Source organism: Pseudomonas sp. 8_5_2, from assembly GCF_059295255.1.
Window position 1 is genome coordinate 1,528,062 of the sequence record NZ_CM181238.1, and the last position, 13,083, is coordinate 1,541,144.

A 13,083-nucleotide genomic window follows, 5' to 3' on the forward strand; every position below is an offset into this window, starting at 1 on the left:
ACGCTCAGCGCAGTTTCTCAAGCATCTGGTAGTACCACATCCCCGCCGCCAGCAGCGGGTTGCCCAGCAAATCCCCCATCGGCACGCGCACGTGCTTGCACTGCGCAAAGGTGTCGAACTGCTGCAAGGTGCCGGTCAATGCCTCGGCCATGATCTCGCCCATGATGTGGCTGGTGGCAATACCGTGCCCTGAATAGCCCTGGCAATACCACACGTTGTCCGACAGCTTGCCCAGTTGCGGGATACGGTTGACCACGATGCCCATGGCGCAACTCCACTGGAACTCGATCGGCACTCCTTTCAACGCGGGGAACGTACGCTCGATACACGGGCGCAGTTCGCCTTCGATATCGCGTGAGTCACGCCCGGAATAGTTGGCGCCACCGCCAAACAGCAATCGCTTGTCGGCGGTCAGGCGGTAATAGTCGAGCACGAAGCGGCAGTCGTATACCGCCAGGTCCTGCGGGTTGATCTGCTCGGCCAGTTCACCCAGCGGCGCGGTGGTGACAATGCCGCCCATGGCCGGGAAGATCTTGCCCTTCAGCTGGCGGTTTTCCAGTTTGTGATACACATCGCCGGCCAGCATCACCTGGCGTGCCTCGACCCGGCCATGGGCTGTGACCACCGCCGGGCGGGGGCCGTGGACGATGTCCAGCACCTCGGAGTTCTCGAAGATCAATGCACCCAGGCTGTGCGCGGCGCGGGCTTCGCCCAGGCACAGGTTGAGCGGGTGCAGGTGCAGGTTGCGCAGGTTCTTCAGCGCACCCAGGTACAGCGGACTTTGCAGGTGCGCGGCCATGCCATCGCGGTCCAGCAGCTGCACCTGCTCGCCCATGCCCCGGCGCCGGGCCTCGGCCTCGAAGGCACGCAGCTCGTTCATGTGCGAAGGCTTCATCGCCGCATGCAGGTGGCCGCGCTTGAGGTCGCAGTCGATGCCATAGCGCGCTACGCGCTGCTCGATGACCTCATGCCCGCGCCAGCGCAGGTGCCAGATGAAATCGTCGACTTCGGCGCCCAGCCGGTTGCGCATCTGCGCGCGCATGGCCTTGTCCCCCGACAGGCTGCCGGTGACCTGGCCGCCATTGCGCCCGCTGGCGCCCCAGCCAATGCGGTTGGTCTCGACAATGGCCACCTTCAGGCCCCGTTCGGCCAGTTCCACTGCCGTGGCCACGCCGGTGAAGCCGCCACCGATGATGGCCACATCCACCTGTACCGTGCCCTTGAGTTGCGGGTACTCGGTGTGGTCGTTGAGGGTGGCGCTGTAGTAGGACGGCGCGCGCTGCGCCGGCCCTTTGTTCAATGCTGCGTTCATGGGTGTTCCTTGTTGTATTGGGGCTCACGCCTGGTGCAGGTACCAGCGCCAGTCCTGTTCGCTGACCTCGGCCATGAACTGACGGTACTCGGCGCGCTTGACCTTCAGGTAGACGCCCAGAAAGTCCTCGCCCAGGGCTTCGCGGGCCCAGCTGGACTGCTGCAGCGCGTCGAGGGCGGTTAGCCAGTCGGTGGGCAGGTGCTCGGTGGCCTGGGCATAACCGTTGCCTTCCACTGGTGCGCCTGGGTCAAGCTGCTGGCGGATGCCCCAGTGGCTGGCGGCGAGGATCGCTGCGGCGGCCAGGTACGGGTTGGCGTCGGCGCCGCAGATGCGATGCTCGACATGCCGGCTGTTGGCCGGGCCGCCCGGCACGCGCAGGCTCACGGTACGGTTGTCGACGCCCCAGGTTGGCGCCAGTGGTGCGTAGCTGTTGGCCTGGAAGCGGCGGAACGAGTTGGCGTTGGGGCAGAACAGCAGCAGCGAGTCGCGCAGGTGGCGCAGCATGCCGGCCACGGCATGGCGCAGCAGCGGGGTGCCGGCCTTGTCTTCGCTGGCGAACAGGTTGTTGCCGGCGCTGTCGGCCAGGCTCAGGTGCATGTGCATGCCGGTGCCGGCCAGTTGCGCGAACGGCTTGGCCATGAAGCAGGCCTGCATGCCATGGGCATGGGCTACACCTTTGACCAGGCGCTTGTAGCGCACGGCCTGGTCCATCGCCTGCAGCGCATCGCCGTGCTCGAGGGTGATCTCCACCTGGCCCGGGGCGTACTCCGAAATTGCCGTTCGCGCCGGGATGCCCTGGGCTTTGCAAGCGGCGTACAGGTCGGCGAGGAACGGCTCGATCTGCTCCAGTTCGCGCAGGCCATACACTTGGGTGGATCGGGGGCGGCCGCCATCGTTGTCCAGTGCCGGCTGCGGGCGGCCATGGGCGTCGCGCTGCTGGTCGAGCAGGAAGAACTCCAGCTCACAGGCCATCACCGGGTGGTAGCCGTCGGCTTTCAGCGCATCGATGGTGCGTACCAGGACATGGCGCGGATCGGCGATGCTGGCGGGCAGGCCCTCGCTCGGGTGCATGCTCACCTGCACCGCAGCGGTCGGCACCCGGCGCCAGGGCAAACGCACCAGGCTGCCTTCAAGCGGGTAGGCACGGCAGTCGATGTCGCCCACGTCCCACACCAGGCCGGAGTTTTCCACGTCGTCGCCGTTCAGGGTCAGGCCGAGGATGGTGCTGGGCAGTGGCCGGCCGGTCTGGTACACGGCCAGCAGTTCGTCACGGTGCAGCAGTTTGCCGCGCGGCACGCCGTTGGCGTCGAGGATGAACAGTTCGAACAGCTCGATATCGGGGTTGTCGGCCAGGAAACGGCTGGCCTGCTCTACAGGTGCAAAGGGCATGATGGATTCGCTCACGGGCGCACAGGCCACCGCGCAAACGGGCGGCCCAGCTGAGTCAAACGGCCAGAAGGCGGCCGGGTTTGGTCACGATGGCGTGTGCGAAGTATCCGGTGGGCGTGCGTGGCGGCAGTGCCACAAGGCCCAGAAGGCGAGGATGATGTGCACCAGCGGATTTTCCCCGGCACGGCTCCGGGCCTTCGGTAGCGAAGGGCGGGAAGACGGTGGGGCGATGGCTGGGGCGGGAGTCATGCCTTTGATACTCACATGCGGCGTAAGGTTGATTAAAGCAGTGAATGGCAACCTTTACATCGAGCCTGACTAAACATTCTGCCGCTGTGCGAACCCTGTAGGAGCAGGTCCAGCCTGCACAGCAAAGTAGGGCCAAATCTGCGACAATCGCGCATCCTTCGAATGCCGATCATGAAAAAGCAGGCTCACCTGCGTCACTAAAAAGCCCCATGACTGACCACGCCATCGACAAACTGCTGCAAAACCTCGACCACGCCATGATCGCCGACCGCCATCGCCTGCGCCGGCAAATGCATGAACTGCGCAAGCGCCCCGACGAGGCGAAGCTGGCCCAATGGGTGGAAAAGGTCCAGGCCTCTTGCGCCCAGGTCACTGCACGCCAGCAGAGCGTGCCCACCGTGCGCTACGACGACAGCCTGCCGATCGCCGCCAAGCGTGACGAAATCAAGAAGGCCCTGGCCGAACACCAGGTGCTGGTGATCGCCGGCGAAACCGGGTCGGGCAAGACCACCCAGCTGCCGAAGATCTGCCTGGAACTGGGCCGTGGCAGCCATGGCCTGATCGCCCACACCCAGCCGCGCCGGATCGCCGCACGCAGCGTGGCAGCGCGGGTCGCCGAAGAGCTGGGCACGCCCCTGGGCGGGCTGGTTGGCTACCAGGTGCGTTTCGAAGACCAGAGTGACTCCAATACCCTGGTCAAGCTGATGACCGACGGTATCCTGCTGGCCGAAACCCAGCACGACCGCCTTCTGGAGCGTTACGACACCATCATTGTCGACGAAGCCCACGAACGCAGCCTGAACATCGACTTCCTGCTCGGCTATCTGAAAACCCTGTTGCACCGCCGCCCGGACCTGAAGCTGATCATCACTTCGGCGACCATCGACCTGGAGCGCTTCTCCAGGCACTTCGACGGCGCGCCGATCATCGAGGTGTCGGGGCGCACCTTCCCGGTAGAAACCTGGTACCGACCGCTCACCAGCGAGCAGGACGAAGAAGGCAACCAGATCGAGGACGACCTGACCGTCGACCAGGCCATCCTCGCCACGCTGGACGAGCTTGCGCACCACGAGCGCAGCGAGGGCAAGGGCCCAGGCGATGTGCTGATCTTTCTGCCGGGCGAGCGGGAAATCCGCGATGCCGCCGAAATCCTGCGCAAGGCGCAACTGCGTCACACCGAAATCCTGCCGCTGTATGCGCGCCTTTCGCCCGCCGAGCAGCAGCGCATTTTCCAGTCGCATACCGGGCGCCGGGTGATTCTGGCCACCAACGTCGCCGAGACCTCGCTGACCGTGCCCGGCATCCGCTACGTGATCGACACCGGCACCGCGCGCATCAGCCGCTACAGCTACCGCGCCAAGGTCCAGCGCCTGCCCATCGAAGCGGTGTCGCAGGCCAGTGCCAACCAGCGTAAAGGCCGCTGTGGGCGGGTCGAGCCGGGTATCTGCGTGCGCCTGTACAGCGAAGAGGATTTCAACGGCCGGCCTGCGTTTACCGACCCGGAGATCCTGCGCACCAACCTGGCCGCGGTGATCCTGCAGATGCTGCACCTGCGCCTGGGTGCCATCGATGCCTTCCCGTTCATCGAACCGCCAGATGGCAAGGCCATCAGCGACGGTTTCAACCTGCTGCAGGAGCTGTCGGCGGTCAACCGCGAGAACCAGCTGACGCCGCTCGGCCGCCAGTTGGCGCGCCTGCCGATCGACCCGCGACTGGGCCGCATGTTGCTGGAGGGCGCCCGCCAGGGCAGCCTGCAGGAAGTGCTGATCGTTACCAGTGCGCTGTCGGTGCAGGACCCGCGCGAGCGCCCGCCAGAGCGCCAGCAGGCGGCCGACCAGGCGCACGCACAATGGAAGGACGTGGATTCCGACTTCGCCGCGCTGGTCAACCTGTGGCGCGGCTTCGAAGAGCAACGCCAGGCGCTGACGGCCAGCCCGCTGCGCAACTGGTGCCGGAAGAACTTCCTCAACTACTTGCGCCTGCGCGAGTGGCGCGACGCCCATCGCCAACTGGCGCTGATCTGCCGCGACCTGCAGTTGACGGTGAACAAGGAACCGTCCGACTACCAGAAAATGCACAAGGCCATTCTCAGTGGCCTGCTCAGCCAGATCGGCCAGAAGACCGAAGAGGGCGACTACCAGGGCGCCCGCCAGCGGCGCTTCTGGGTACACCCGTCGTCGGGCCTGGGGCGCAAGCGCCCACAGTGGATGATGGCTGCCGAACTGGTCGAGACCACCAAGCTGTATGCACGCATGGTGGCCAAGATCGAGCCGGACTGGATCGAACCGCTGGCCGGGCACCTGGTCAAGAAAAACCACTTCGAACCGCACTGGGAGAAGAAGCGCGGGCAAGTGGTGGCCTATGAGCAGATCACCCTGTACGGCCTGATCCTGGTCGGCCGCCGTCCGGTGCACTTCGGCCCGATCGACCCGGTCACCTCGCGCGAGCTGTTCATCCGCGAAGCCCTGGTGGGTGGCGAAATCCAGTCGCGGGCCAAGTGCCTGGCGGCCAACAAGCGCCTGCTCGAAGAACTCGATGAACTGGAGGCCAAGGCCCGCCGGCGCGACATTCTGGCTGACGAAGAAACGCTGTACGCCTTCTACGAAGCACGCCTGCCGGCGGAGATCCACCAGACCGCGACCTTTGACAGCTGGTACCGCATGGGCAGCCAGAAGGATGCCAGCCTGCTGATCATGCGCGAGGAAGACGTGCTGGCCCGCGAGGCCAGCGAAGTGACTGCCGCGCAGTACCCCGACAGCCTGCAGGTGGGCGAACTGCGCTTGCCGCTGAGCTACCACTTCGAGCCTGGCCACCCCCGTGATGGTGTGACCGTGCGGGTGCCGGCGCCGCTGCTGCCGAGCCTGCCGGGCGAGCGTCTCGAATGGCTGGTGCCAGGCCTGCTGGAAGCCAAGTGCGTGGCACTGGTGCGCAACCTGCCCAAGGCTCTGCGCAAGAACTTCGTGCCGGTGCCGGACTTCGTCAAGGCTTCACTGGCGCGCATGACCTTTGGCCAAGGGGCATTGCCGCAGGCGTTGGGCCAGGAGCTGCTGCGCATGACCGGTGCGCGTGTCTCTGATGAGGCGTGGGAGGAGTCGGTCAAGCTGGTCGAAGGCCACCTGCGCATGAACATCGAAGTGGTCGATGGCCAGGGCAAGTTCCTCGGTGAAGGCCGCGATCTCGCCGAGCTGACTGCACGCTTTGCCGCGGCCAGCCAGGCGGCGCTGGCCGTGCCGCGTGATGCCAATAACGAACAACCGGTGCAGGCCAAGGCCTTCAGCGAAGTGAAGCAGACCGCCCAGCAGAAGATCGCCGGGCTATCGATGACCGTGTACCCGGCGCTGGTGGAAGACAACGGTACGGTGCGTGAAGGGCGCTTCTCGACCCAGGCCGAAGCCGAGTTCCAGCACCGCCGCGCCTTGCAGCGCCTGCTGCTGCAGCAGTTGGCCGAGCCGGCCAAGTTCCTGCGCGGCAAGTTGCCGGGGCTTACCGAACTGGGGCTGCTGTACCGTGACATGGGCCGGGTCGATGCGCTGGTCGAGGACATCCTGCTGGCCAGCCTGGACAGTTGCATTCTCGAAGGCGAGCAGCCTTTGCCCCGTGATGGCGCGGCACTGGCCGGGCTGGCAGAGCGCAAGCGTGGCGCATGGGCCGAGCACGCCGAGCGCCTGGCTCGGCTTACCCTGGAGGTATTGAAGCTGTGGCATGGGCTGCAGAAGCGCTTCAAGGGCAAGATCGACCTGAGCCAGGCAGTGGCGCTGAACGACATCAAGCAGCAGTTGGGCAACCTGGTGTACCCGGGCTTCGTACGCGAGACGCCTGGTATCTGGTTCAAGGAGCTGCCGCGTTACCTGAAGGCGGTGGAGCTGCGCCTTGAAAAGCTGGGGTCGCAGGTGCAGAAGGACCGGGTGTGGAGTGGTGAGCTGGCCAACTTGTGGGCGCAGTACAAGGCTCGTGCCGACAAGCATGCCCAGGAGGGCAAGCGTGACGAGCAGCTGGCTTTGTATCGCTGGTGGCTGGAGGAATACCGAGTGTCGCTGTTTGCCCAGCAACTGGGTACCAAAGTGCCCATTTCGGATAAAAGATTGAGCAAGCAGTGGAGCCAGGTGGAGGGCTAAACTTCCACAGTTGTGGCAGTATTGATGCAATTTGGGGCCGGTGCACGGCCCCTGTGGGAGCGGGTTCACCCGCGAACGAGGGCACCGCCCTCGCTGTCTAGTTGGTACTAAAGTGCCATTAACCTGTCATATTCCCAGCCAGCGCCCTGTGGCGATGGCCTTTGACCAGAGGAACGACCGTGCATAACGTCGTGATCAGCGGCACCGGCCTGTATACCCCGGCCCAAAGCATTTCCAACGAAGAACTGGTGGCTTCCTTCAATGCCTGGTCGCAGCAGTTCAACCTGGACAACGCCGACGCCATCGCGCGCGGTGAAGTCGAAGCGGCGCCAGTGTCCGATGCTGCGTTCATCGAAAAGGCCTCGGGCATCAAGAGCCGCTTCGTCATGGACAAGGCGGGTATCCTCGACCCGCAACGCATGAAACCACGCCTGCCAGAGCGCTCCAACGACGAACAGTCGATCCTCTGTGAAATGGGCGTTGCCGCCGCACGCCAGGCACTGGAACGCGCCGGCCGCACCCCTGCCGATGTCGACGGGGTGATCGTCGCCTGCTCCAACCTGCAGCGCCCTTACCCGGCCATCGCCATCGAAGTGCAGCAGGCGCTGGGCATCCAGGGCTTTGCCTTCGACATGAACGTGGCTTGCTCGTCGGCCACCTTCGGCATCCAGACTGCCGCCAACAGCGTGCAGCTGGGCCAGGCCCGGGCACTGCTGGTGGTCAGCCCGGAGATCTGCACCGGGCACCTGAACTTCCGTGACCGCGACAGCCACTTCATCTTCGGCGACGCTGCCACTGCCGTGCTGGTCGAGCGTGCCGACCTGGCAACCTCGGCGCACCAGTTCGACATCGTCGGTACCAAGCTGCAAACCGCGTTTTCCAACAACATCCGTAACAACTTCGGCTTCCTCAACCGCGCGGCGGAAGAGGGTATCGACACCCGCGACAAACTGTTCGTGCAGGAAGGCCGCAAGGTGTTCAAGGAAGTCTGCCCGATGGTCGCCGAGCTGATCGGCAAGCATCTGGGCGAGAACGACCTGCAGCCGTCGGACGTCAAGCGCTTCTGGCTGCACCAGGCGAACCTCAGCATGAATCACCTGATCGTCAAGAAGCTGCTGGGGCGTGAAGTGGCCGAGGAGGATGCACCGGTGATTCTCGACCGCTACGCGAATACCAGTTCGGCGGGGTCGGTGATTGCCTTCCACTTGTACCAGGATGACTTGGCCAAGGGCTCGCTGGGGGTGTTGAGCTCGTTTGGTGCGGGGTATTCGATTGGTAGCGTGATTCTGCGCAAGCGCTGATTGCTTCGGAATGTCGGGGCTGCAAAGCAGCCCCCTACAATCTCACAGGCAAAAAAAGCGGGAAATGCCGGATGGGGTCGGCATTTCCCGCTTCAGTGTGAAGCAGAGCAGGGTTTCGTTTAGAACTTGGCTTCCAGGTCTACCTGCAGGGTGTCTACGTCGGCATTGCTGTTAGGCAGCTGCGAAAGGTCGGTCTTGGCCATCAGGTAGGCCGCGCCCAGCGAGAAGTTCTTGTCGATCTCGTAGCCGACCTTGAACTTGTGACCGCGCGAGCCGGTGAAGCCGTTGCCAAAGTCGGAGTCCGTGAACAGGCTGACCACGGCATTACGCTGCACGTCGCGGTAGTTGTAGTCCAGGCTCCAGGCGCCGACTTTGGTCTTCAGGCCAGCCAGCCAGGCTTGGTCTTCGCCATCGGTGCTCTCGGTGTTCTTCACGTACTGGCCGTAAGCCGACAGCGGGATGGCAAAGCCGGTGAAGTCAACCTGGCCGAAGCCCTCGACCAGATTGAATTCATTGGTGGTGTTGCCGAACGACTGCAGAATGGCTGCTTCCTTGTCGTTGTCGTAACCATAGATGCTGGCGCCCACGGTGAGCTTGAGCACATCAGCTGGGGCGAACTTGGCGCCCAACTGGCCATGGTAGACCTGCGCGTCGTGCTTGTACTGAACACCGTCGCCATCGACGTTGTCTTTCAACGTGTACTGACCGGCGCTGGCAAAGACTTCCGCGCCGCCCAGATCCGCTTTGTAGGTGGCGGCCACGCCTTCAGGGTTGGTGTCGCTGTCCCAGATGATGTCGCCCATGCTCACCCACGGCTGGGGCATCTTGCCGCCGATCAGGTGCAAGTTCGGGACAGCGGTCGGGTGCCAGTCGAGGTAGGCAAGGTCGACCCACAGCGACTTCTTGTCGAAGTAGTTGTCGAAGCTCTGGTTGGTCGAACGACGGTCGGCGCTGCTGCCTGTGGCGATCCGCACGCCAGCATCGACCTGCGGGTTGATCTCGCTGTAGAACCCGACGCGAGCGCGTACGCGCTGACGGTCCTGGTTGCCACTGCTGCTGTTCGGGTCATCGACGTTGACGTCTTCGTAACGCAGGCGTACATCACCCTTGATCTGGGTCTTGGCGGCCCATGCCACTTTTTGTTCGAAGGAGCTCATACGTTCGGACTGAGCTTTCTGGTCGGCCTTTTCCTTGGTTTCTTTCGCCAGGTCGCCCTGCAGTTCGGTGTACTGCGCCTGGTTGATCGAGCCGTTGGCGCGGAGCATTTCGAGCAGCTTGGCGTCGACAGCTGCACTGGCCGGGGCACTCAGAGCCAGCATCATGCCGGTGAGGCTCACTCCGGTAAGTGTAGAAACAAGACGCATAAGGTTCTCCCTACTAAAAAAAATGGGGGAGGCTCAAGCGCCTGCCCCTGCGTTGGCATGTCTTCGGAAAGGGCCTGAATAGACAGGTTCTGGGGTTCCGGAAAACAGGCGCAAGTATTGCGGGGGCCAATGACAGATTAATGTCTAATTAGTGGCACTGTTGTTAAGTAATTGAGAATAAAAGGATCAGTGCCGCGTTCGCCATTTGAGTGACGGGCCTTCCTTGGGGATACTGGGTGCCTTGAGACAGCGAGCCAGAACCGTGACCAGCCTCTACAGCCTTGCCCATTTGCGTGATCTTCCGGCGGCCACCTGGGATGCCCTGGTGCCGGCCGGCCAACCCTTCCTGCGCCATGCTTTTCTTAGTGCCATGGAAGACAGCGGCAGCGTCGCCCGCAACACCGGCTGGGCCGCCGAGCACCTGGTGCTGGAGCGTGACGGGCAGGTGCGGGCGCTGTTGCCGGCGTATCGCAAGTGGCACTCGTTTGGCGAATATGTGTTCGATCATGGTTGGGCCGATGCCTGTGAACGGGCCGGCATCGCCTATTACCCCAAACTGCTTGGCGCCGTGCCGTTCAGCCCGGTGAACGGCCCGCGGCTGCTCAGCGCCGACCCTGGCGATGGCCAGCTGTTGCTGCAGGCGCTGCCGGAGTATCTGGGCAAGGGCGGGCTTTCCGGTGCGCACATCAATTTCACCGACCCGGTCCTGGACCAGCAACTGGCTGGCCTGCCGGGGTGGATGGAGCGCCTGGGTTGCCAGTTCCACTGGCATAACCGCGGCTATCGCGACTTCCAGGATTTTCTCGACACCTTGAGCTCGCGCAAGCGCAAGCAGATGCGCAAGGAGCGTGAGCAGGTGGCCGGGCAGGGCATCGAATTCCGCTGGTACCGCGGGGGGGAGCTGGACCAGGCACAGTGGGATTTTGTCTATCGCTGCTACGCCAACACTTACGCCGTGCGTCGCCGTGCGCCTTATCTGACCCGCGAGTTTTTCAGCCTTATAGCCGAGCGCATGCCCGAGGCGCTGCGCGTGGTGATGGCCAGACAAGGCGGGCGTGATGTGGCGATGGCCCTGAGCCTGGTGGGTGGCGACAGCCTGTTCGGCCGATACTGGGGGTGCCTGGACGAGTTCGACCGGCTGCATTTCGAGACGTGCTTCTATCAGGGTATGGACTTTGCCATTGCCGAGGGTTACCAGCGTTTCGATGCCGGAGCGCAGGGGGAGCACAAGCTGATACGCGGGTTCGAGCCGGTGCTGACGCGGTCGTGGCATTACCTGCTGCATGCGGGGTTGCGGCGTGCGGTGGAGGATTTTTTGCTGCAGGAGCGGGAAGGGGTCAGGGCTTATGCAGAAGAGGCGCGGGGGATGCTGCCTTATCGCCGGGACTAAGCGTCTTGTGCTGCTTGTAATGGCCCTATCGCCGGCAAGCCAGCTCCCACAGGATCACCACAGGCCTTGAAATCTGTGGTGGATCTGTGGGAGCTGGCGTGCCGGCGATAGGGCCGGTACAGGAGTCAGTCGACCCCGACAAAGCCCCCGGTCTGGTGATGCCACAAGCGGGCATACAGCCCCTGCTGCTCAAGCAGCTCACTGTGGCTGCCACTCTCGACAATGCGCCCCTTGTCCAGCACCACCAGGCGGTCCATCCGCGCGATGGTCGACAGCCGGTGGGCGATGGCGATCACGGTCTTGCCCTGCATCAGTGTCTCCAGGCTTTCCTGGATCGCCGCTTCCACCTCCGAGTCCAGCGCCGACGTGGCTTCGTCCATGATCAGGATCGGCGCGTTCTTCAGCAGCACCCGGGCAATCGCGATGCGCTGGCGCTGGCCACCCGACAGTTTCACCCCACGCTCACCCACATGGGCATCGAACCCGGTGCGGCCCTGGGCATCCGACAACTGCGGGATGAACTCATCGGCGCGGGCGCGGCGTACGGCTTCGTGCAACGCTGCCTCGCTGGCCTCGGGGCGACCATACAGCAGGTTGTCGCGGATCGAGCGGTGCAGCAACGAGGTGTCCTGGGTGATCATGCCAATCTGCGCACGCAGGCTGGCCTGGCTGACTTCGGCGATGTTCTGGCCGTCAATGAGGATGCGTCCGCCCTGCACGTCGTACAGCCGCAGCAGCAGGTTGACCAGGGTCGATTTGCCTGCCCCGGAGGGCCCGATCAAACCGATTTTCTCACCCGGGCGGATGTCCAGGTTCAGCCCCTCGATCACGTTGGCAGCCTTGCCGTAGTGGAAGTCCACGTCATCGAAGCGTACCGCCCCTCGGCTGACCTTGAGCGCTGGCGCGTTGGGCTTGTCGGTGACAGTAACCGGCTGGGCGATGGTCTGCAGGCCGTCCTGGACCATGCCGATGTTCTCGAAAATGCCGTTGACCACCCACATGATCCAGCCCGACATGTTGACGATGCGAATCACCAGGCCAGTGGTCAGGGCAATGGCGCCGACGGTGATCAGCGACTGGCTCCACAGCCACAGCGCAAGGCCGGTGGTGCCGACCACCAGCAAGCCGTTGAGGGTGGTGATGACCAGGTCCATGCTGGTGATCACCCGCGAGGCCAGCTGGGTTTTCTCGGTTTGCTCGCTGATTGCCTCGCGGGCGTATTGCTGCTCGTAGTCGGTGTGGGCAAACAGCTTCAGGGTAGCGATGTTGGTATAGCCGTCGACGATGCGCCCCATCAGCTTGGAGCGGGCATCGGACGAGATCACCGAGCGCTCCTTTACCCGCGGCACGAAGTAGAAAAGCGCGGCGATGTAGCAGATGATCCACGCCAGCAACGGCAGCATCAGGCGCCAGTCGGCCTCGGCGAACAACACCAGCGAAGTAATGGCGTAGATCAGTACGTGCCACAGCGCGTCCACTGCTTGCACCGCCGAGTCGCGCAGTGAGTTGCCGGTTTGCATGATGCGCTGGGCGATACGCCCGGCAAAGTCGCTCTGGAAGAAGTTCAGGCTCTGCTTGAGCACGTAGCTGTGGTTTTGCCAGCGAATCAGGCTGGTCATGCCCGGGTTGATGGTCTGGTGCACCAACAGGTCGTGCAGGCCGAAGAACACGGGGCGCAGCAGCAGTATCACCACCAGCATCCAGATCAGTTCACCGCTGTGCTCACTGAAGAAGTTGGCATTTGGCGTGCCCTGGGCCAGGTCGATGATGCGGCTGAGGTAGCTGAACATCGCCACCTCGATCAGCGAGGCGAACAGGCCGACTACCAGCAGGGCGAGAAAACTGGGCCACACCTGGCGCAGGTAGTACAGGTAGAACGGCCACACGGTGGTGGGCGGCGACTCGCTGGGCGCCTCGCGGAAAATATCGATCAGCTGTTCGAAACGGCGGTAAAGCATGGGGT

General features: G+C 63.7%; 7 protein-coding genes. 3 read left to right on the forward strand and 4 right to left on the reverse strand.

What is annotated here, in order from left to right:
* Window positions 1-4 precede the first annotated feature (4 nt).
* Complete coding sequence (locus AC5O5R_RS06985) at window positions 5-1,312, reverse strand: NAD(P)/FAD-dependent oxidoreductase (RefSeq protein ID WP_172227810.1); 1,308 nt, start codon at window positions 1,310-1,312, stop codon at window positions 5-7.
* 24 nt (window positions 1,313-1,336) lie between these two features.
* Window positions 1,337-2,701, reverse strand: a complete 1,365-nt coding sequence (locus tag AC5O5R_RS06990; RefSeq protein WP_172227812.1) for a glutamine synthetase family protein — start codon at window positions 2,699-2,701, stop codon at window positions 1,337-1,339.
* A 458-nt stretch (window positions 2,702-3,159) separates the two neighbouring features.
* Between AC5O5R_RS06990 and hrpA the strand changes: the two genes are divergently transcribed.
* Together hrpA and AC5O5R_RS07000 are read left to right on the forward strand one after the other, a co-directional pair.
* Window positions 3,160-7,065 (forward strand): ATP-dependent RNA helicase HrpA, encoded by a 3,906-nt coding sequence (gene hrpA, locus AC5O5R_RS06995; protein ID WP_172287032.1) that lies wholly within the window; start codon window positions 3,160-3,162, stop codon window positions 7,063-7,065.
* Window positions 7,066-7,244: 179 nt separating this feature from the next.
* Window positions 7,245-8,366, forward strand: coding sequence for a beta-ketoacyl-ACP synthase III (locus AC5O5R_RS07000; RefSeq protein ID WP_172225425.1), 1,122 nt, complete (start codon window positions 7,245-7,247; stop codon window positions 8,364-8,366).
* Between the two features lie 119 nt (window positions 8,367-8,485).
* Here the strand turns inward: AC5O5R_RS07000 and AC5O5R_RS07005 are convergent, their stop codons facing one another.
* On the reverse strand, window positions 8,486-9,730 hold the full coding sequence (locus tag AC5O5R_RS07005) for a putative porin (protein WP_494515123.1): 1,245 nt from the start codon (window positions 9,728-9,730) through the stop codon (window positions 8,486-8,488).
* Between the two features lie 262 nt (window positions 9,731-9,992).
* Here AC5O5R_RS07005 and AC5O5R_RS07010 point away from each other — a divergent pair, with 262 nt between their 5' ends.
* The gene (locus AC5O5R_RS07010; RefSeq protein ID WP_172225429.1) at window positions 9,993-11,120 is read left to right on the forward strand and encodes a GNAT family N-acetyltransferase; all 1,128 of its coding nucleotides are present in this window, start codon (window positions 9,993-9,995) and stop codon (window positions 11,118-11,120) included.
* Between the two features lie 125 nt (window positions 11,121-11,245).
* Here the strand turns inward: AC5O5R_RS07010 and AC5O5R_RS07015 are convergent, their stop codons facing one another.
* Window positions 11,246-13,078 (reverse strand): ABC transporter ATP-binding protein, encoded by a 1,833-nt coding sequence (locus AC5O5R_RS07015; protein ID WP_494515124.1) that lies wholly within the window; start codon window positions 13,076-13,078, stop codon window positions 11,246-11,248.
* Between the last annotated feature and the right edge of the window lie 5 nt (window positions 13,079-13,083).

Bases quoted from the DNA above. Each gene is read 5' to 3' on its own strand.
- AC5O5R_RS06990 (WP_172227812.1), bottom strand. From the start codon at position 2,701: ATGCCCTTTGCACCTGTAGAGCAGGCCAGCCGTTTCCTGGCCGACAAC.
- AC5O5R_RS07005 (WP_494515123.1), bottom strand. From the start codon at position 9,730: ATGCGTCTTGTTTCTACACTTACCGGAGTGAGCCTCACCGGCATGATG.
- AC5O5R_RS06985 (WP_172227810.1), bottom strand. From the start codon at position 1,312: ATGAACGCAGCATTGAACAAAGGGCCGGCGCAGCGCGCGCCGTCCTAC.
- hrpA (WP_172287032.1), top strand. From the start codon at position 3,160: ATGACTGACCACGCCATCGACAAACTGCTGCAAAACCTCGACCACGCC.
- AC5O5R_RS07015 (WP_494515124.1), bottom strand. From the start codon at position 13,078: ATGCTTTACCGCCGTTTCGAACAGCTGATCGATATTTTCCGCGAGGCG.